The sequence below is a fragment of the Mycoplana rhizolycopersici genome (assembly GCF_013378445.1).
GTDB lineage: Bacteria > Pseudomonadota > Alphaproteobacteria > Rhizobiales > Rhizobiaceae > Mycoplana > Mycoplana rhizolycopersici.
Map to the genome: position 1 here is coordinate 16,727 of NZ_JABXYK010000029.1, position 19,569 is coordinate 36,295.

Annotated in this window: 20 protein-coding genes; 12 read left to right on the top strand and 8 right to left on the bottom strand. The window is 61.1% G+C overall.

Annotated elements, in window-relative coordinates:
• The first annotated feature begins 2 nt into the window (after positions 1 to 2).
• Genes HV823_RS25435 through HV823_RS25455 form a run of 5 tightly spaced genes read left to right on the top strand, consistent with a single transcriptional unit; the run spans position 3 to position 4,525 of the window.
• Positions 3 to 1,331 carry a nitrous oxide reductase family maturation protein NosD gene (locus HV823_RS25435; protein WP_176952476.1) on the top strand — a complete coding sequence of 443 codons (1,329 nt, stop codon included), beginning with the start codon at positions 3 to 5 and terminating at the stop codon, positions 1,329 to 1,331.
• Positions 1,297 to 2,196, top strand: coding sequence for an ABC transporter ATP-binding protein (locus tag HV823_RS25440; protein ID WP_176952477.1), 900 nt, complete (start codon positions 1,297 to 1,299; stop codon positions 2,194 to 2,196). Before HV823_RS25435 ends, HV823_RS25440 begins: the two co-directional genes overlap by 35 nt.
• On the top strand, positions 2,193 to 3,014 hold the full coding sequence (locus HV823_RS25445; protein WP_176952478.1) for an ABC transporter permease: 822 nt from the start codon (positions 2,193 to 2,195) through the stop codon (positions 3,012 to 3,014). Before HV823_RS25440 ends, HV823_RS25445 begins: the two co-directional genes overlap by 4 nt.
• A gap of 8 nt (positions 3,015 to 3,022) precedes the next feature.
• Positions 3,023 to 3,610 carry a nitrous oxide reductase accessory protein NosL gene (locus HV823_RS25450; RefSeq protein ID WP_176952479.1) on the top strand — a complete coding sequence of 196 codons (588 nt, stop codon included), beginning with the start codon at positions 3,023 to 3,025 and terminating at the stop codon, positions 3,608 to 3,610.
• Positions 3,611 to 3,613: 3 nt separating this feature from the next.
• Entirely contained in the window at positions 3,614 to 4,525 is a 912-nt protein-coding gene (locus HV823_RS25455; protein ID WP_176952480.1) for an FAD:protein FMN transferase, read from the top strand.
• Positions 4,526 to 4,719: 194 nt separating this feature from the next.
• Here the strand turns inward: HV823_RS25455 and HV823_RS25460 are convergent, their stop codons facing one another.
• Positions 4,720 to 5,619: a LysR family transcriptional regulator gene (locus tag HV823_RS25460; protein WP_176952481.1), complete on the bottom strand. Its 900-nt coding sequence runs from the start codon at positions 5,617 to 5,619 to the stop codon at positions 4,720 to 4,722.
• A gap of 138 nt (positions 5,620 to 5,757) precedes the next feature.
• Here HV823_RS25460 and HV823_RS25465 point away from each other — a divergent pair, with 138 nt between their 5' ends.
• Complete coding sequence (locus HV823_RS25465) at positions 5,758 to 6,087, top strand: nuclear transport factor 2 family protein (RefSeq protein WP_176952482.1); 330 nt, start codon at positions 5,758 to 5,760, stop codon at positions 6,085 to 6,087.
• Positions 6,084 to 6,863 (top strand): SDR family oxidoreductase, encoded by a 780-nt coding sequence (locus HV823_RS25470; RefSeq protein WP_176952483.1) that lies wholly within the window; start codon positions 6,084 to 6,086, stop codon positions 6,861 to 6,863. Before HV823_RS25465 ends, HV823_RS25470 begins: the two co-directional genes overlap by 4 nt.
• Before the next feature lie 25 nt (positions 6,864 to 6,888).
• Here the strand turns inward: HV823_RS25470 and HV823_RS25475 are convergent, their stop codons facing one another.
• A complete protein-coding gene (locus HV823_RS25475; RefSeq protein ID WP_176952484.1) occupies positions 6,889 to 7,356 on the bottom strand; it encodes a MarR family winged helix-turn-helix transcriptional regulator in 468 nt (155 codons plus the stop codon).
• Between the two features lie 144 nt (positions 7,357 to 7,500).
• Between HV823_RS25475 and HV823_RS25480 the strand changes: the two genes are divergently transcribed.
• Together HV823_RS25480 and HV823_RS25485 are read left to right on the top strand one after the other, a co-directional pair.
• The gene (locus HV823_RS25480; protein ID WP_176952485.1) at positions 7,501 to 8,298 is read left to right on the top strand and encodes an alpha/beta fold hydrolase; all 798 of its coding nucleotides are present in this window, start codon (positions 7,501 to 7,503) and stop codon (positions 8,296 to 8,298) included.
• Between the two features lie 190 nt (positions 8,299 to 8,488).
• Positions 8,489 to 10,120, top strand: a complete 1,632-nt coding sequence (locus tag HV823_RS25485) for a GMC family oxidoreductase N-terminal domain-containing protein (protein WP_176952486.1) — start codon at positions 8,489 to 8,491, stop codon at positions 10,118 to 10,120.
• A 202-nt stretch (positions 10,121 to 10,322) separates the two neighbouring features.
• On the opposite strand, the gene HV823_RS25490 is transcribed toward HV823_RS25485, so the two are convergent.
• From HV823_RS25490 to HV823_RS25515, 6 genes are read right to left on the bottom strand one after another with little or no spacing between them, the layout of a single operon-like run.
• Positions 10,323 to 10,736 carry a GlcG/HbpS family heme-binding protein gene (locus tag HV823_RS25490; protein WP_176952487.1) on the bottom strand — a complete coding sequence of 138 codons (414 nt, stop codon included), beginning with the start codon at positions 10,734 to 10,736 and terminating at the stop codon, positions 10,323 to 10,325.
• A gap of 9 nt (positions 10,737 to 10,745) precedes the next feature.
• On the bottom strand, positions 10,746 to 11,525 hold the full coding sequence (locus HV823_RS25495; RefSeq protein ID WP_176952488.1) for a hydroxypyruvate isomerase family protein: 780 nt from the start codon (positions 11,523 to 11,525) through the stop codon (positions 10,746 to 10,748).
• A gap of 3 nt (positions 11,526 to 11,528) precedes the next feature.
• The gene (otnC, locus tag HV823_RS25500; protein WP_176952489.1) at positions 11,529 to 12,161 is read right to left on the bottom strand and encodes a 3-oxo-tetronate 4-phosphate decarboxylase; all 633 of its coding nucleotides are present in this window, start codon (positions 12,159 to 12,161) and stop codon (positions 11,529 to 11,531) included.
• Entirely contained in the window at positions 12,158 to 13,408 is a 1,251-nt protein-coding gene (otnK, locus tag HV823_RS25505; protein ID WP_176952490.1) for a 3-oxo-tetronate kinase, read from the bottom strand. Before otnK ends, otnC begins: the two co-directional genes overlap by 4 nt.
• A 2-nt stretch (positions 13,409 to 13,410) precedes the next feature.
• The gene (gene denD, locus HV823_RS25510; protein WP_176952491.1) at positions 13,411 to 14,403 is read right to left on the bottom strand and encodes a D-erythronate dehydrogenase; all 993 of its coding nucleotides are present in this window, start codon (positions 14,401 to 14,403) and stop codon (positions 13,411 to 13,413) included.
• Positions 14,404 to 14,416: 13 nt separating this feature from the next.
• Complete coding sequence (locus HV823_RS25515; RefSeq protein ID WP_246301981.1) at positions 14,417 to 15,205, bottom strand: FadR/GntR family transcriptional regulator; 789 nt, start codon at positions 15,203 to 15,205, stop codon at positions 14,417 to 14,419.
• 479 nt (positions 15,206 to 15,684) lie between these two features.
• On the opposite strand from HV823_RS25515, the gene HV823_RS25520 reads away from it, so the two are divergent.
• The 3 genes from HV823_RS25520 (at position 15,685) to HV823_RS25530 (ending at position 19,482) form a co-directional block, all read left to right on the top strand.
• Positions 15,685 to 17,208 (top strand): sugar ABC transporter ATP-binding protein, encoded by a 1,524-nt coding sequence (locus tag HV823_RS25520; protein WP_343052080.1) that lies wholly within the window; start codon positions 15,685 to 15,687, stop codon positions 17,206 to 17,208.
• Between the two features lie 31 nt (positions 17,209 to 17,239).
• Complete coding sequence (locus HV823_RS25525; protein WP_246301983.1) at positions 17,240 to 18,307, top strand: ABC transporter permease; 1,068 nt, start codon at positions 17,240 to 17,242, stop codon at positions 18,305 to 18,307.
• A 182-nt stretch (positions 18,308 to 18,489) separates the two neighbouring features.
• Positions 18,490 to 19,482, top strand: coding sequence for a sugar ABC transporter substrate-binding protein (locus HV823_RS25530; RefSeq protein WP_246301990.1), 993 nt, complete (start codon positions 18,490 to 18,492; stop codon positions 19,480 to 19,482).
• Positions 19,483 to 19,569: the final 87 nt, after the last annotated feature.

The following is a 19,569-nucleotide window of genomic DNA, read 5'->3' on the forward strand; positions in this document are numbered from 1 at the left end:
CCATGCGGCTGCCCGTTGCCCTCATCGCTCTTGTTCTCTCCTCGCCGCTTGCGGCTGGGGAGCGCATAGTCGCGCCGGGCACGGGCACTCTCGCAGCCGCCATCGCCGCAGCAGCACCTGGCGATGTTTTGACACTGTCCGACGGGGCCTATCGCGGCCCCGTCACCATTGACCGTTCCCTTGCCATCATCGGCCCGCGCGGCGCAGTCGTCGATGGCGAGGGGGCAGGCAGCGTGATGACGATTACCGCGCCCGATGTTCGCCTGAGCGGGTTCACCGTGACCGGCTCGGGCCGGATCAACCAGAACCTGGACGCCGGCGTCAAAATCGAAAAAGGAGCCGATCGCGCCCGTATCGAAAAGCTGAGCGTCACGGGAAACATGCATGGTATCGACGTGCATGGCGGCCGTGACGCGGTGGTGACCGGCAACGAAATCACCGGCACCGACAGTCCGCGCATGAACGAGCGCGGCAATGGCATCTATGTGTGGAACAGCCCGGGCACGCTGCTAGAGAACAATGTCATCCGTTTTGGTCGCGACGGCATCTTCTCCAATGCCAGCTCCAACAGCATCTATCGCGGCAATGTTATGCGCGACCTGCGTTTTGCCGTGCATTTCATGTACACCCGCAACACCGAGGTTTCCGGAAACACCTCTATCGGCAACCATCTCGGCTTTGCCATCATGTTCTCGAACCAGGCGAAAATCCTGAACAACTTGAGCCTCGGCGACCGCGAGCACGGGCTGATGCTGAACTATGCCAACAATGCGGACGTCACCGGCAACCTGGTGCGTGGGGGCACAAAAAAGTGCTTGTTTATCTACAATGCCCACAAGAACCTGATCTGGAACAACCGCTTCGAGGGCTGCGGCATCGGCATTCACTTCACCGCCGGTTCGGAGAAGAACGTACTGAGCGGCAATGCCTTCATCGCCAATCGTGAACAGGTCAAATATGTCGGGACCCGCAACATGGAATGGAGCCATGAGGGCCGGGGAAATTTCTGGTCAGATCATCCCGCTTTCGATCTAAATGGCGACGGCATCGCCGACGGCTTCTACCGCCCGAACGACGTGATGGACCAGGTTCTATGGTCGCAGCCTGCGGCGAGCCTTCTGATCGGATCGCCGGCCATACAACTGGTCCGCTGGAGCCAGCGGGACTTCCCCGCGACACTGCCCGGAGGGGTTCGAGACAGCGCTCCCTTGATGCGCCCGCTGACGCTCCCGGTGCCGGAAGACATTCTCCGCTACGAAGCTCAGGCCGCCGGCCGATGGGCGACAGGAAATTTTGATGACACCGACCCTGACAATTTCTCAGCTCACTAAGCGCTTCCAGTCCGTTGAAGCGCTGAAGCAGGTCTCGCTGACCCTGCAGCCCGGAAGGCGTGCCGCGCTGCTGGGACACAATGGCGCCGGCAAGTCTACAATGATGAAGATCATCCTGGGGCTGATCCCATTCGACAGCGGTGAAGTCTCAGTGTGTGGCGAAACGCCGGGATCGGCCGCTGCGCGCAGGCAGGTGGCCTATCTGCCGGAAAACGTTGCCTTTCATCCCGCGCTTACTGGCGAGGAACAGATCAGTCACTACCTGGCGCTGCGTGGTGAAAATCCCCGTATCGCACCGGAGCTTTTGGCCCGCGTAGGGCTTGCGCATGCGGCGCGCAGGCGAATCGGCACCTATTCCAAGGGCATGCGTCAGCGTGTCGGCCTCGCCCAGACCTTGATCGGTCGTCCCCGCCTTCTTGTTCTCGATGAGCCCACCTCTGGTCTCGATCCGGTGTCGCGGCGAGATTTCTACGACCTGCTGGATGGTCTTTCGGCCGATGGAACGGCGATCCTGTTGTCTTCGCACGCGCTGACCGAGGTCGAAGCACGCACCGACAGCATTCTTATACTGTCTGGCGGGCAATTGGTGGCGGAGGGCTCGCTTGCCGATCTCCGCACCCGCGCTGCCCTGCCGATCATGCTCCTTGTCCGCCCAGCAGAGGGCCACGCAGAAGCGCTCGTGGCCGCCTTTCCGGAGGCATGCGTCGGCGCCGATGGGCTGCTGCGCATACCTTGTGCACAAGGAGAGAAGTTGCCGCTCCTCGCCCGGATCACAGCGTGGGGACCGCAAGTCGCAGACCTTGATGTGATCCCACCGAGCCTTGAGGACATCTACAGCTATTTCAGTAGGAGGGACGGGCAATGAGCCAAATCCTTGCCACCGCCATCAGCGAGTTCCGCATCGCCTTCCGCAATCGCTGGGTGCTAATTGCCACCGGCATGATGGTGCTGTTTGCGCTCGTGTTGGCGGCTGCCGGATCCGCGCCTACGGGCGATGTCGGCGTGGACAGGTTGTCAGTCACGGTTGCCTCGCTGACGTCACTGGCCGTCTATCTCGTGCCGCTTCTTGCGCTTTTGATGAGTTTCGACGCCATAGCGGGGGAGGTGGAGCGTGGCACGCTGACTCTGCTTCTCACCTATCCAGTGTCACGCCTGCAGATCCTGGTGGGCAAGCTACTGGCACATATTGTGATCCTTGCACTCGCGGTAACCCTCGGCTATGGCGCGGCACTCGTGGTGGCGGTGTGGTCTGATCCAAGCGCGATTATGGGCATTACTGCCCTGGTGCGGCTGATCTGGTCCTCCGTTCTGCTGGGCGCCACCTTTCTTGGCGCCGGATATGCACTTTCGGCACTGGCGCGGCGCCCCTCTGGTGCTGCGGGACTTGCGATCGCGCTCTGGCTCGTCGCCGTGGTGCTTTACGACCTTGCGCTTCTGGCATTGATCATCACTGATCAAGGTGGCGCCTTCACCACGCAAGCCTTACCCATCGCTCTGCTCGCCAACCCCGCCGATGCGTTTCGCGTTTTCAATCTGTCAGCCGGTCAGGCTGTTGCAGCCGCCGGCGGCATTGGCGGGGCAGCGGGAGCAATTCCGCTGTGGCAATCGGCTGCCTCGCTGTTCCTCTCGCCGTTGCTGGCCATCACCCTAGCACTCGCCGCTTTTCGAAAGGTAACCCCATGAGACGGCATATGCGAAATTCGCTTCGCTCCTTCCTGATCGTCGGTCTTCTGGCACTGCTCGCTGCCTGCCAGGAAAGGACCGCTCAAGACATGACACCTCAGGACATGACTGCCGAAACGCTCGGCCACTATTGCCAGATGAACCTCCTTGAGCATCCGGGACCTAAGGGTCAGGTATTTCTCGAGGGCATGCCGGCCCCGTTGTTCTTCAGCCAAGTGCGAGATGCCATCGCCTACATGCGGGGGCCTGAGCAGATGGCTCCAATTCTCATCGTTTATGTGAACGATATGGGGGCGGCGGGGGCTACTTGGGATAAGCCAGGCGATGGCAATTGGGTCGCTATAGACAAAGCAGTATTCGTCGTGGGATCGCACCGCGAAGGTGGCATGGGTGCGCCGGAAACTATCCCCTTTTTGAGTCGCCAAAAAGCCGAGGAGTTCGCACGCGTCGAAGGCGGCCGTGTCCTATCCTTCGCAGAGATCACCGACGACATGGTGTTGACGCCGGTGGAAGACGGTGCCGACCCTCACCTGCACGGTGAGGATGCCGAGTTCGAGAGCCGCCTGCGCGCCATGCCAAAAAAAGCGGGAGGCTGAGCCATGCCACTAACACGCCGCCGCCTGATCACCATTTCCGCTGCCTTTGCCCTTTTGCCTGCGGTGACACGAGCCGCGCCCCAAGGTTTGAAATTATGGACCGGGCACGCACTTGGAGCGCGAGCTTCTATTCGGATCGACCATCCTGACGCTGAGGCTGTTGTCGCCCGCGTATTGGCTGAAATCAATCGGTTAGAGGGTATTCTGAGCCTCTATCGCACGGATAGTGCGCTGGAGCGGCTCAACCGGCAGGGCTTCCTGACTGAGCCACCTTTCGAACTGCTTGAATGCTTGTCGATCGCTAGCGCGGTGAACAACGCCAGCGGGGGGAGGTTTGATCCGACCGTTCAACCGTTGTGGGCGGTCTGGGCCAAAGCCGCCGCGCGCGGGGGGCAGCCGGATGCGGAAGCGATCGCTGCGGCGAAAGCGTTGGTCGGGTGGGACAAGGTCGAGCTGGATTCGGCGCGAGTCGATCTTCGGCCGGGCATGGCACTCACGTTGAACGGTATTGGCCAAGGCTATGTTGCGGATCGGGTGGCGGCATTGCTGGAGGCAGAAGGCCTGTCGGACATTCTAATCGACACCGGAGAATTCCGCGCTCTGGGCGGCAATCCCAGCGGGGCAGACTGGTCTGTTCGGCTCGAAGCTGGCGGGTCTGTCGGTTTGCGGCAGCGCGCTCTCGCTACATCGTCGCCGCTTGGAACGACATTCGACGCTGCAGGGCGGCACGGGCACATTCTTGATCCCGCGAGCGGAGCACCAGCATCGCCGATATGGCGCACTGTGTCGATTTCTGCGCCCACGGCGGCGGTTGCTGACGCGCTCTCGACGACAGCATGCCTTCTGGAGGACGTAGACCAGATGGAACTCCTTATCGAAGCCTTCCCAGGGGCTCGGCTTGAGGCCGCAGGGTGATGGTCTTATGTGTTCCATAATTTAACGTTACGCTACAGCCGACGCTCAGCTTGTAGGAAGCGATTGTTTTTCAATCGCTTAATAAAATAACTCGCGGGCTGACGGTTCGAATATCTTCAAGGCGATAGTAATGGCTGCAATGCACGCCGGTCCTAAGTATGTGATCTCGCGCACGGTACCACGATATATTGAGGCTATCCCCCATTTGCAAAATCGCGGGCAGCCTGAATGAACGCACTGAAGGCGGCCGGCGGGTTCTTCCTGCCAGGGTAGTACAGCGCTAGCGGGGCCAATGAGGGTGTCCAGTCCTCGAGAACGCGCACCAATCGACCGGTCGCTATGTCGTCGCGCACATCCGCTTCCATCACGTATCCGAGTCCAACTCCATTCCGAGCCGCTATCCTGACCAAGCTTGGCTCGTCAAGGGTGATCGAGCCTTGCACATCGATCTGGACAGCCTCTCCGTCCTTCTCAAATTTCCACCGAAACAAGGCGTTGTTGGGCAGACGGGCGCGGATGCAGCGAAACCGGTATAGATCGGTTGGAAGGATGGGCCTGCCATGAGCGCGCAGGAAGTCTGGTGATGCAACAACGGCATTACTGCGCTTCAAACCAAGCGATACGGCGATCATGTCGGTCGGCACCAGATCGGCCGGCCTCATGCCCAGATCGAAGCCCGCCGCAACGATGTCAACGATCCGTCCCTCCGTGACCAGATCGATATGTACCTGAGGGTAGCGCTGCATGAACGGCAATATGAGCGGTTCCATCACCTCGCGTGCTGCTGTCGCGAAGGCATTGATGCGTAATGTGCCCGTCGGGGTTTCTTGAAGAGACTGGACCGTAAGCATGGCGTCGTGGATGTCCCTCACCGCCGGCCCGACCCGCTCGACGAACGTCCTCCCCGCATCGGTGAGCGAGACGCTACGCGTCGTTCGGTTGAACAGACGAACGGCTAAGCGCTGCTCGAGCTTTGCGATGGAATTACTGAGTGCTGTGGTGGACATGCCGAGCTCAAGCGCGGCAGCCCGAAACGAGCCCAGGCGCGCGATGCTGAGAACGGCGTCCAGATCGACAAGAACAGAACGCGTCATTATCCCTCTTTTCGAAATTCCTCATCCTCTTTTATCCTGATTATCGTGTCAACCGACTTGTCTTAGATTGCCCTCATCGCCTTCTGTAAGGGGCGGCGCCCTCAGCTGGCAGAGGCTGGACCAGGATTGGAGGAACCAATGACAATGGATCTACCCAAGGCCATCGAAGCGTATTTCGAGGCCGACCGGACAGGCAGCCCGGATGCGATCGCTGCTACGTTCACCGAGAACGGCGTCGTGAAAGATAAAGGCCTCACGCACCGAGGCCGTGATACCATCCGCGCATGGATGGCTGATGAAGCGCAGCAATACAGCTATACGGTGGAGCCCTTCTTCATGACCACCGAAAACGGGAAAACCCAGGTAACCGCCCATGCCGTCGGCGACTTCCCGGGCAGCCCCATTGATCTGCGCTTCTTCTTCGTCCTCGCGGGCGACAAGGTCGCTGAACTGGAGATCACCATATGACACAGTTCCTCACCTTGCAGGGCCGTCGCGCCCTTATCACTGGCGGCACTTCGGGGGCCGGCGCTGCCACCGTGGCGCTGTTCGAGGAGCTCGGTGCCAGCGTACTGACTACCGCTCGTAAGAAGCCTGCTGACTTCGCTGGAGCGGCGTTCGTCGAAGCCGACCTGACCACCACGGCGGGGGTAAAGACCGTCGTCGACGCGGTGCAGAAAGAACTCGGCGGCCTCGATATTCTTGTGAACGTGCTGGGCGGCTCCTCGGCCCCTTCAGGTGGCTTTGCCGCCCTCACCGACGAGGAATGGGAGAAAGAGTTCAACCTTAACTTTTTCCCGGCCGTTAGGCTGGATCGCGCGCTCATTCCCGGAATGCTCACTCAGGGAAGCGGCGTGGTCATCCACGTTACTTCGATCCAAAGAAACCTACCTCTGCCGGAGGCGACCACCGGCTATGCTTCGGCCAAGGGAGCCCTCAACACCTACAGCAAAAGCATCTCCAAAGAGGTTTCTCCCAAGGGTGTGCGGGTCGTACGGGTCTCTCCCGGCTGGATCGCCGATCCGGGGGCCAACGGCTTGGCCCTGCGCATCGCCGCGGAAGCCGGCATCGAGTACGACGCTGCAGTACAGGTGATCATGAACTCCCTCGGCGGCATACCGCTTGGACGACCGGCAAAACCGGAAGAGGTTGCCGATCTGATTGCGTTTCTTGCCTCGGATCGAGCAGCATCGATTACCGGGACCGAGCATGTGATCGATGGCGGGACCGTTCCGACCGCTTGAGCTGGCCATCGACTACTCTTGCAGGTCAGGCGGGTGCGTCCCACCCGCCGATCTGCGAGTAGATCGCGTCCCGAAGATGCCGCACGTCTTGGTTCAAGGCAGCGAGTTCCGGTGGTGTCTGCGTCGAGGCTGCCAGCAAGGTATCGCTGAGGCAGCCTGCCTTGTGCCGCAAGGCACGGCCTTGATCTGTGAGCGCCACCAGAACCTGACGCTCGTTGTTCGCGTTGCGGGTCCGGCGCAGGTGCCCGGCGGCTTCCAGGCGTTTCAATAGGGGCGTCAACGTGCTGGATTCGAGAGCAAGCCGATCCGCAATTGAAACGACAGTCTGCTCGTCTTCCGCCCAGAGAACGTTCAGGACGAGATATTGCGGATAGGTCAGTCCAAGCTCGTCAAGCAGCGGCTTGTAAGCGCGCTGGATAGCGATGCCGGCGGTGTGGATCGCATAGCACAGCTGGTCGCGCAGGGGCGGGGGATCGTTATGGGGTTTGGTCATGCTGAACTCCTGTAGACATCAGTATAATCGAACTTATCACGAAAACCAATATCGCGATAAGAATTATGTTGACGGGCAGATCAAGATGTGAAACTTAATAGATATCGCGATAATAGTTATCGCATAGAGAAAAAGGAGAACGCCATGACACGCCAGTCCATCACAACCATTTCCGCAATCGCTGCTGCAGCCTCACTATCGGTTGCTCTGCCATCGGCGAATGCAGCCGACACCATGCCGAAAGATCAAGCCGTGAAAAACGTCGTTCTGGTTCACGGCGCCTTTGCCGACGGTTCCGGTTGGAGGGGCGTTTACGATAATCTGACGAAACGCGGATATCGCGTCACCATCGTGCAGAACCCCCTGACGTCGCTTGCTGACGATGTCTCAGCTACCAAGCGCGCGCTTGAGCGGCAGGACGGTCCGGTTATTCTCGTCGGACATTCCTGGGGTGGAACCGTGATCACGGAAGCGGGCATCGATACGAAGGTTGCGGGCCTCGTCTACGTCTCCGCTCTCTCCCCCGATGCCGGCGAGACAACGGCTCAGCAATACGAAGGATTTGCGCCTGCGACTGAGTTTGTCATCGAGACCACGAAGGATGGTTTCGGCTATGTCAGCCCGGCAAAGTTCAAGGCAGGGTTCGCGCATGACGTCAGCGATGCCGAAGCCGCGTTCATGAGCGCTTCGCAGGTGCCGATCAACATGTCGGCGTTCGGCACGAAGCTCGAAAATGCCGCCTGGCGCATCAAGCCGAGCTGGGCCGTGATCGCCACCGAGGACAAGGCCTTTGACCAGGCCATGCTGATGCACATGGCGGAGCGCATCAAGGCGAAGATCACCAAGGTGTCGGCAAGCCACGCCCTGTTCATGACGCAGCCGGCGGTCGTCGCCGATACCATCGATCAGGCAGCCAAGACAGCGTCGGCCAAAAAGCAATGATCGGCTTCGCGCTATCGGGACGGTCGAGCGCCCTCCCGATAGCGCTGATAAAATTATCCTAAATGGTTCGGCGCGGTAGAAGTGAGATCGGCGGCACGCCGGATCCCTGACCCAAATCCATGGGCTTTTTCTCGCTCTCGCGTCCCAGACTTCAGCAAATTCAACTCAATCAATTCACGGAGGACCTCACGTGAACCTGAATGCCCATGACAAAAATGGACCTGAATATATGTCTTTCCCTTATGACATGGTTGGCGCTGTCTTCGACTTTATCGTGTGTGGCGCCGGGTCCAGCGGCTCGGTTGTCGCAGCACGACTGGCAGAGGATGGCAACGCCAGCGTTCTCCTGCTCGAGGCAGGTAGCGATGATCAATCCGAAACCGTATCGAACCCTGCGCAATGGCCGCTCAATCTAGGAACGAACCGCGACTGGGGCTTTGTCGGACAAGCGACGCCTGGTCTGGATGGTCGGCGACTTCCTCTCAGCATGGGCAAGGGACTTGGCGGCGGCTCAAGCATCAACGTCATGGTCTGGGCGAGAGGTCACAAGGCGGATTGGGACTACTTCGCCGCAGAGGCCGGTGATGACGCCTGGGGATATGAGTCCGTCCTCGGCTATTATCGCCGGATCGAAGATTGGCAGGGCGCTCCGGACGTACTTCGTCGCGGAACAGGCGGGCCTGTGCATGTGGCGCAGCCTTTGTCTCCCCAGCCGATAGCGCAAGCCTTGTTGAGCGCTGCGTCAGCCATGGGCGTTCCGATCTTCGATTCAACCAACGGCGAGATGATGGAAGCCCCCGGCGGCGCATCGATTGCTGAACTGCGCATCCGGGATGGCAAGCGGGAGTCGGTATTCGATTCCTACGTCCGTCCGCTGCTGCCACGCCCGAACCTGACCGTGATGACCGATGCGCTGGTCACGCGTCTTATTCTCGATGGCACACGGGTGAGGGGTGTGGAAGCTGTGATTGACGGTCAGCGGCGCCGGTTTATGGCGCACTGCGAAACGGTGCTCTCACTCGGTGCGATTAATACGCCGAAGGTCCTTATGCAGTCCGGTATCGGCCCGGAGGACGAGCTGCAACCGCATGGCATTCCCGTCGTACAGCACCTGCCAGGCGTCGGTCGCAATCATCAGGATCACATCGCTTTCGGCTGTACCTGGGCCTACCGCAAACCGGAGGCCGTTGGCGGTAGCGGCTGCGAGGCAAACATCTACTGGAAGAGTGACGCGCGTCTGTCCGGCCCGGACATCCTTCAATGTCAGTTAGAGTTCGCAGTTCCGTCGCCCCTTGAGACCGGTCTCGAAACGCCGGAACACGGCTGGACGATGTTCAATGGTCTTGCCCAGCCGAAAAGCCGTGGTCGGTTGCGGCTATCAGGTCCTAACATAAACGATCCTATCCTGATCGACCCGAACTCCCTTAGCGAGCCGGAAGACATGGCTGCCGCATTGGCCGCGGTGGAGATGTGTCGCGAACTCGGTAACAGCAAGGGCTTTTCCCGGTTGGTGACAGGCGAAACAGCTCCAGGTGCGCGCGACAAAGCAGGAATGATTGATTTCATCCGACGCTCGGCCGTCACTTACTGGCATCAAACCTCCGCCGCCAAGATGGGACGTGACAACATGTCGGTCGTCGACAATGAGCTCAAGGTCTATGGCATCGAGGGTCTTCGCATTGCGGACGCCTCGATTATGCCGCGGATCACTACCGGCAACACGATGGCGCCCTGTGTTGTCATCGGTGAGCGGGCGGCCGATCTGATTGCAAAGTCACATGGACTGAGCGCTCAGCGCAAACGCGTCGTTCCGTCTGTTTGATCCTGACGATCAGGACTGAGCGCTCTGTTTTGCAGGGCGCTAAGTTTTCGAACGGACCATAATGCAATGCGATGTCGTTACATTCGGCGTTTGGTTTTATATCCATGGACACTATCATCGATATTTAGTGCATTGGGCCGTTAGGATATCTGCGGGTCGCGGGTTCGTATCTGTTCAAGAGCTTTTTAGACCCTGACACCAGTTAGTGGCTTGCCAGCACCGACGAAGCGATGCGGCCGACATCACCGTCCGCCTCGTCACTTGCGCCGGAGACACCGATGGCACCGATGATCTCGTCTCCGGCCTTTAGCAGGACGCCGCCATCGAGCGGTACGCCGTTGGGAATGCACAGGAGAGCGAGCCGACCTTCGCCTTCGACGACATCCTGGAAATCCCTCGTGTTACGGCGGAAGAGCACGGCGGTTCGCGCCTTGAGCGTCGCGATCTCGACGCTGCCGACCTGCGCATTGTCATCACGCTGCAGCAGGACGAGGTGGCCGCCGTCATCGACGATGGCGATGACCAGCCGGAGCCCCAGCTTTTTCGATTCCGCTTCCGCGGCTGCCGCAATCGCCTTGGCGGCTTCCAGTGTGAGCGTGGTTTTCTTGGCGAGCATGGTTTTTCCTCAGGATAGTGTGGCGTTCATTTTCCGGAGCCAGCCGAGCCCGCTGTCGGTATCGCTGCGTGGCTTGTATTCACAGCCCACCCAGCCGGCATAGCCAAGGCGATCCAGATCATCGAAAAAGCGGGCATAGTCGACTTCGCCTTCATCCGGCTCCGTGCGGCTCGGCACGGCGGCGATCTGCACATGGCCGATCAGCGGCAGATGGCGCCGCAGGTTACCGAACACGTCGCCCTCGGAGCGACCGACATGGTAGGCGTCGAACAGTATCCTGACATTCCCTGCACCGACGGCGGCGATGATCGCGGCCTTGGCCGCCAGCGTCGAATAGAAATAGCCGGGCTTGTCATGCTGGTTCAGCCCTTCTAGCAGCAGGGTCATTTCAGACGCCACGGCGGCCGCTGTCCGGAGGTTGGCGATCAACGTCTCGCGGGCAGCCGCCTGCATCTCGGGCGCGACGACACCCGCCATGACATGGATCGCACAGGCCCCGGCGGCGGTGGCCCAGGTGTGAGCCACGTTGAAGCCTTCCAGAAAGTCCGCCTCGCGACCCGGCAACGCGCCGAGCCCGAACTCACCAAGTTCTGTCCGCCCAAGCGGCGTGTTGATGCTGAGAAGCGTGAGACCGTGTGTGGCGCAACGTGCCCGGACCAGTTCCGGTGGCGTGTCGTACGGCCAGTGCAACTCCACTGCGCGGAACCCGGCGGTATGCGCGGCATCGATCCGTTCGAGAAGCGGGCGATCCTGCCAGAGAAAACCAAGGTTGGCGGAAAAACGAGGCATCGTCTATCTCAGCTTGAATGTGGCGTTGAGGTCATCGACTGCGCTTTGCGGGAGGCGCCTGACGGGCAGATCGCGCAGGAGCAGGGCAAGCTTCGCCGCTTCTTCCAGTTCCTCGATGGCATAGACGGCACCATCGAGTGTGGCCGCGGAAACAATGGGGCCGTGGTTTTCGAGAAGAACCGCGCCGTGGTCAGGAATGAGCGGCGCAATCAGCGGCCTGATCTCGGCGGAGCCGGGACGCGTATAAGGCACGACCGGGACGCGGCCCACGCGCATCACGACGTAGGGTGTGATCGGTGTAATCGCGTCAGCAGGGTCGGTGTCGGAAAGGCAGGAGAGGGCGGTCGCGTAGGTCGAGTGCAGATGCACTACCGCGCCGCACTTCCGGCCTTCGTAGAAGGCAAAATGGAGCGGCAGTTCCTTGGTCGGCGGGTCGCCGGAAACGTGGTTGCCCGCTACGTCAAGCCTGGAGAGCCGCGCAGGGTCGAGGAAGCCGAGGCAGGAATTCGTCGGTGTCGCCAGATAGCCGCCATCGACACGCGCGGAGATGTTGCCGGAGGAGCCGGCCGTAAGTCCACGGTCGAAAAGCGACTTCCCCCAACGCACGATATTTTCGCGAATGGCATCTTCGCTCATGGCCGACCTACCTCTGCAACTGCTTTTTCAAAGAAATCTGGCGCGCCGAAATTGCCGCTCTTGAGGGCCAGCCCGACGTGACCGCTTCGCCAGCCAACGAGAACCGGAACACCGGGGTCGATTTCGTGCCCGACCTGCAGGCTGGGAAGCTGCAAGGCCTCCACGACCGCACCCGAAGTCTCTCCGCCGCCGACGATGACGCGGCTTGTGCCGGTATCGACCAGATGGCGGGCAAGGCGGGCGAAGAAATCCTCGATCCGGCCGGAGACCGTTTCGCGGCCAAACCGGGCCTGCGCATCCGACACCGCTTCCGGCGCTGCGGTGGAATAGATGATCGGGGTTTGGTCTTTGTGCTCGTGTATCCAGCGCGTCATGGCGTCGACAGTGATCTCGCCACGCATCAACGCCAGTGGGTCGAGCGCGAAAGCAGGATGGTTTTTCGCGTAAACTGCGACCTGGTTTTGGGAGGCTGTTGAGCAGGACCCACAGAGGACGATGGCAGGGCCAGCCACCGCCGGGATTTCCGAAGCTGAGGCGGAAAGCTTGCCCTGTGCCCGAAAATTGGCGGGCAGGCCCTGCGCGATACCGGAGCCACCTGTGACGAGGCGCTGACCGGCGACCGCCCGGCCGATTGTCAGCAAGTCCGCATCATCCACGGCATCGGTAACGATCAGCCGGCGTCCTTCATTTCTCTCGTGGGCGAAGGCCGCGCGGATCGCTTCAGCGCCATCGCGGACTGTATCGAGTGTCACGCTGCCGACCGGGTATCTGGCCTGAACGGCAAGCCAGCGGCGAATATCGGGGTCGGTCATCGGCGTCAGAGGATGATGGCGCATGCCGGTTTCCGAAAGCAGCCGGTCGCCGACGAAGAGATGCCCCATGAAGAGCCGACGGCCGGCGCCTGGAAAGGCGGGGCAGACGACGGCCGTCTCTTCACCCAACAGATCCAGCAGGGCTTCTGCCACGGGCCCGATATTGCCTTCGGGGGTGGAGTCGAATGTGGAGCAATATTTGAAGATGATCTGCTCGCATCCTGCATCGAGCAGCCACTTCACGGCCTCGACAGATTGCGTGACCGCATCCGCGACAGGCACCGAGCGCGTCTTAAGCGCAACGACGCCTGCCTCGCAGGCGGGGATCTCCTGTCCGATCCCGGAGAACTGCATCGTCGCCATGCCGCCCTTGGCCAATGTGTTGGCAAGGTCGCTGGCTCCTGTGAAATCATCTGCAATGGCGCCAAGCAGCATGGTCAGGCCCTCTCCGGAAGCCTGCTTTCCAGCTCGTCCTCGATATGGACGCGGATAATTTCTTCGAAGGAGGCCTCGGCGTGGAAGCCCAGGGCCTCCGCACGGCGTGTGTCGAAGCCCTGCGGCCAGCCGGAGATGATGTTGGCGATCGTCTCGTTCGGCTCGCGCCGGATCAGACGTGTCGCAGCATCGCCCGCCACCCTGCGCAGCGCCTCGATCTGGTCGCCGACCGTTGCCGAAAGGCCGGGCATGGTGATGGTCCTGAGCTGGCCGAGCGAACCGGTATCGATCTCCGCGGCGTGCAGCAGGAACCCCGTGGCGGCGCGCGGGCTGGCAAACCAGTGGCGGACATTCTCGCTGACTGGCAACACGGCCTCTTCGCCGATCAGCGGTTCGCGCAGGATCGAGGAGAAGAAGCCGGAAGCCGCCTTGTTCGGTTTGCCCGGGCGGATGGAGATTGTCGGAAGCCGTATGCCGATGCCATCAAAGATGCCCCGGCGGGAATAGTCGGCAAGAAGGAGTTCGCAGATCGCCTTCTGCGTGCCGTAGCTCGTCAGCGGGGTCACGCAATGGGTATCGCTGATGACGGGTGGCAGCGGCTCGCCGAAGACGACGATGGACGAGGTGAAAACGACCCGCGGCGTATAGGGCCGCTCGAGGCCGGCAAGGCGGATCGCTTCGAAGAGCGCGCGCGTTCCGTCGAGATTGACGCTGTAGCCCTTTTCGAAATCCGCCTCGGCCTCGCCGGATACGACAGCGGCAAAATGAAAGATGAGATCCGGCCGACTGGCGATAAGCGCCGAAGCGGCGCCCGGCCGGGAGAGATCGGTCGCGACCGTCTCGATCTCGCCGTCGAAATCCAGTGTTTCCGGCACGACAATGTCGGCAAGCGTCATGCGCTGGATTGCTCTGCCGTTGACGGTGCCCGCTGCCGCGAGGGCGCACGAAAGCTTGCGGCCGATCATGCCGGCCGCACCAATGATCAATATATGCATGTAGGCTTGCTCCTTACGGTCTACCGGCGGGCTTGAAGGAAACCGGATCAGCCGGCGGCCTGGTCGCCGTTCCGTGCGTGCTTTCGCCGACGGCACGCGACGTGTCGTGAATTCTCAGGATATGCTCGGAGAACGCTGCAGCAACCGCATCCGGATTGCGCATCTTGAGCGCCCTGACGATGAAGCGGTGGTCCTCGAGGCTTTTTTCGATGGCACCGGGCTCGGCCATGGCGATACGGCGATGGTCGAGCATGTAGGTATAGAGATCGACGACGAAATCGGCGAGCAGCCGGTTCGTCGAGGCGTAGTAGATCGTGAGATGGAACTCCCGGTCGCAGATCAGGAAGCGCACGGGATCGTTCAAGGCTTCTTCCTGGGCCGCGATCGAGTTTTCGAGCCGCTGGATGTCATCTTCGCTCAGGTGCCGGGCGGCATCGGCGGCGACAGCGGTTTCCACGAGAAGGCGGGCAGCATGGACGGCATCCAGGCTGTAGCCGTTGATCGATGTCGGATTGGTCACGCCGATCCGCTGCGCACCGACTGTCACGTCGACGCGAGCGACACGGGTGCGCGCCCCTTGGGAGACCTGGACCACACCTTCGCCGGCAAGAAGCTGCACCGCACCGCGCACGGTCTCACGGCTGACCGCCAGCATCGTCGACAGTTCACGCTCGCTTGGCAACTCGTCGCCGCGCTGCAGAATGCCGGACGCGATCATGGAAACGATCTTGTCCCTAATCATTTCCTTGGCGGTCTGCTTGTGTATCGTCTCGTGAAGAGGCGAGAGCGGTAGGCTCGACATGGGGTACTCCGACTGGCCCGATTTATAGTCCAGTTAAACCATTCCAGCCCCCCTGTCACCTCCCCGGTTGCAAAAATTTCGTTCGCGGCCGCGAGAGAAGTTTCTGGGTGGGGTGACGTGGCAGGCGCAGATTTTCGCGAAAAATACGCTGATATTCCAATTTTATGCGCTATCTCCGTGTGACTCTTGGTGACTTTTGCACTGCAATCCCGATCTTTCGGTCGCCGAGCCGCCTGGAAGTGGTTTCGCCAAAACGGGCCTTAAGGCCCGTATACACAACCCAAGGTGTCGGCGAAAGAAATCTCACTGGTACGGTGCCTTGACCAGTTGACAAGTTGAAAGGCCGCCTCTAGCGTTGTCGTCATCGGTGGGGTCTGGGCTCCGCCATGGGCATGCCCCGGGAGTGGCGTTGCCTTCGCAGGAGGAAAATCCATGTCGCAGTTTTTGTGCGTTCCGGCTGGAACGGCGAGAGGCTTGTCGTGAGTGCGCTCGAGACATCGTTCGATGCCGCGCAGCCTATTGACGCGCCGCGCCAGATACTTGTGGCGCGCGGTGTCACCAAGGGGTTCCCGGGTGTTCTGGCCCTCGACAATGTCGACTTCGACGTGCGGGCCGGTGAAGTCACGGCGCTGCTCGGCGAAAACGGTGCCGGGAAATCGACCCTTATCAAGCTTATGGCTGGCTTCTATACGCCTGACCGCGGCGAAATCACGGTCGACGGCGTGGCTTTGCAGGCCGACCCTGCCTCCGCGCACCGCATTGGTGTGGCCACCATCCATCAGGATGCCCATCTCGTTCCGGCCATGTCGGTGGCGGAGAACATCATGCTCGGCCGCTGGCCCGGCCGCTATGGCTGGGTGTCGAGGAAGGCGCAGAAGCAGAGGGCGCGTGCCGCCGTCGCCCGCGTTGCGCCCCATCTCAACATATCCACGCCGGCGGGGCGCCTGTCGCCTGCCGACCAGCAGCTCATCGAGATCGCACGCGCCATTTCGGAGGATTCGAAGATCCTCATCATGGACGAGCCGACGACATCGCTTTCACCGCCGGAGATCGACCGCCTGTTTCGGGTCGTCAATGATCTTAAGGCGAATGGCCTCGGCATCGTCTTCGTCTCGCACTGGCTGGAAGAGGTCTTCGCGATTGCCGACCGCGTCACCGTTCTGCGGGATGGCCGTCTGGTCGGGACGGAAGCAATTGCAAATCTCGATCACGACAAGGTCATCCGCATGATGGTTGGCCGCGAAGTGCGCGAAGCCGAGCACAAGCCGCGTCCTATCGGCGACGTTGTGATGCGCGTCAGCAACCTTTCCCGCGACGGGCTCTTGGACGATATCTCCTTCGATGTCCGCGCCGGTGAGATCGTCGGCATGTCGGGCCTTGTAGGGGCCGGCCGCAGCGAACTTGCGGCCTGCATCTTCGGGATCGATCCCTATGACAGCGGCACCGTCGAAATCGCCGGCCAGCCGATCCGCGCGAACGATCCCAAGGCGGCGATTGATGCCGGCATCGGCCTGGTTCCCGAAGACCGGCGCCGGCAGGCCCTCGTCGGGCTGATGAGCGTGCGCAGCAACATGACGCTCAGCCTTTTCGACCAGATTACCCGCTACGGCTTCCTCTCTTCCCAGAGAGAAGAGGAGATCGCCGCGCGCGAGATGAAGAGCCTGGCGGTCAAGGCGGCGTCGTCGAAGGTGCGGGTTTCGACCCTTTCCGGCGGCAACCAGCAGAAGGTCGTGCTCGGCCGCTGGCTCGCACGCCGCCCGAAGGTCCTGATCCTCGACGAGCCGACCAAGGGTATCGATGTCGGGGCGAAATCGGAAATCAGCGATCTGATCGTCCGGCTTGCGGAGAGCGGAATGGCGATCCTGCTGATCAGTTCGGAGCTGCCGGAAATTCTCTCGCTGTCCGATCGCGTCCTCGTCATGCGGTCGGGGCGCATCTGCGCCAAGCTCACGCGGGCGGAGGCGACAAGCGAAACCATCATGAGCTACGCGACGACCGGCTGAGCGCCCTCGATACGACGCGCAGGAGACACGAATGACTTTGGAGAACACGCAAATGAGCGACATCGCAACAGCCGGACACGGCAAACCGCCGGGATTGTTCGGGCGCATCTCGTTCATCGACCTGATGCAGAGCGTCGGCTTGCTGGCGGTCATCCTGCTTGGCGGCGCCATAATGAGCGTACTCAGCCCGGTTTTTGCAACGATGCGAAACATCGAGAATGTGCTGCAGTCGGCAACGATCATCGCCGTGGTAGCGATTGGGCAGACTTTCGTGATTCTTGTCGCCGGTATTGACCTGTCGATCGCCTCGGTTCTTGTTCTGTCATCCGTGCTTTCGGTGGGGCTCGTACAGTTCCAGGGCTTATCTCCGGAGATTGGCGTCATGGTCGCGCTTCTCGCCGGTCTCGGTATCGGCCTTGTCAACGGGCTTGCCGTGACCAAGCTGCGGATTCCCGCCCTTATCGCGACGCTCGCGACAATGACCATCGGCAGAGGTCTCGCCTACATCTACTCGGGCGGCACAAATATCGCGCCGGTACCGCGGTTCTTCGTCGACCTGCAGGCCGCGCGTATTCTCGGCATTCCAGCCGTGATCGTGCTGACGCTCGTACTGGCGCTGATTGCGCAGATCGTGCTCTCGCGCACCTCCTTTGGCCGCTCGATCTATGCCACGGGAGGAAACCCGCTCGCTGCGCGTCTCGCCGGCATCAAGACCGAGCGTGTCATCATTATTGCCTTCATGATCTCCGGCCTGATGTCGGCGATCGGTGGCCTTCTCATCACTGCACGGTTCGAGGCGGGCGCTGCAACGGCTGCGCAGGGGCTTGAACTTGCGGTCATTGCCGCTGTGGTCATCGGCGGCGTCAGCCTGTTCGGCGGGGAGGGAAATATCGGGAGTATGCTGCTTGGCGTGCTGCTGCTCGGCCTGGTGCAAAATGCGGTCAATCTTCTGAACGTGCCACCGAACTGGGACTCCGTCGTCTCCGGTCTCGTCATCGCCGCCGCCGCCGCCCTCGATGTCTATCGCCGAAGTTATCTGGAAGCCGGCATGCGCAAGAAAGTCATCGCGACGAAATCGAAGCAACCGCCGAAAGCCTGACAACACGGGATGCGGCGCTCTCACACCGCAACAACGAAAAGCAGTTCGTCACGCATGCGCCTTTCGGGGCGAACGGAATCGCTTTGCCGAAAATTCCGGTGAAGCGGGAATGGGGAACGCCACCCGAAGAGGGTGGCCCACGGGTCCAATTGGGAGGAAACATAATGGACACGAAGACCAGAATGCCAATGAAACGCCGGACGCTCATGCAGCTCGCAGCCGGTGTCGCGTTCATGATGACGGGTGCACTCGCCGCTCCGGGTGCGGCCCTTGCCGAAGACAGCGCGCTCAAGGGCAAGAACCTTGCCTATATCGCCTTCGGCCTCCAGTACGAATACCAGGTCACGCTCGTCGATCACGTCAAGAAGCTTGCCGCCGAGAAGGGCATGAACATTTCCGTCTATGACGGCAAGGGCGATCCCTCGACGCAGACGACCCAGATGCTCGACGTCCTGTCCAAGCAGCCGGATATCATCCTGCTCAACCCGGTCGATGCGAAGCTGCTGCAGGGTGGCGTGCGCAAGGCAAACGAGGCAGGCATCCCGCTCTTCATGCTGGAGAACCTGCCGCCGGAAGGCGAATGGGTCGCCTACAACACCTTTGACGACGTGGCGGGCGGTCGTGCGGCGGCGGATGCCGTGGCAAAGCTGACGGGCGGCAAGGGACTGGTGCTCGAAGTGCGCGGTGCGATCGGCTCCGGCCAGTCGGAGAAGCGCTATCAGGGCTTCCACGAGCAGATGGAAGCGAAATATCCCGACATCAAGATCGAGACGCTGAAGGCCGAGTGGGCTGCCGATACCGCGCAGACCCTGACGGTTGATGCCTTCACCCGTGATCCGAACGTCGCGGCGATCTGGGCGCATAATGACGAGATGATCCGCGGCGTGGTCTCCGCACTTCGCCAGATCGACCGGCTGAAGCTCGCCGGCGAAGAAGGTCACATCCCGGTCATCGGCTTCGACGGGACGCCCCTTGGCTTGCAGCGCATCCGCGAGGGCACGCAGACCGCCGACGTCGGCCAGAACCCGTTCTCGATGGGCTCGTCCATCGTGGAGCAGATGGAAAACCACTTCTCCGGTAAGCCGGTCGAAAAGAACACGCTCATCCAGCCCGTCATGATCTGGAAGGAGAATGTCGACAGCGAGGAGAACTGGGGCAACATGGTCAAGGGTTGATCCCCTTCGAAGACACGGCAGGGGGCGACCGCCGGTCGCCCCCAGCCGGCAGGCATTCTTGAGCGGAGTGGATATGGCAAGACGAAA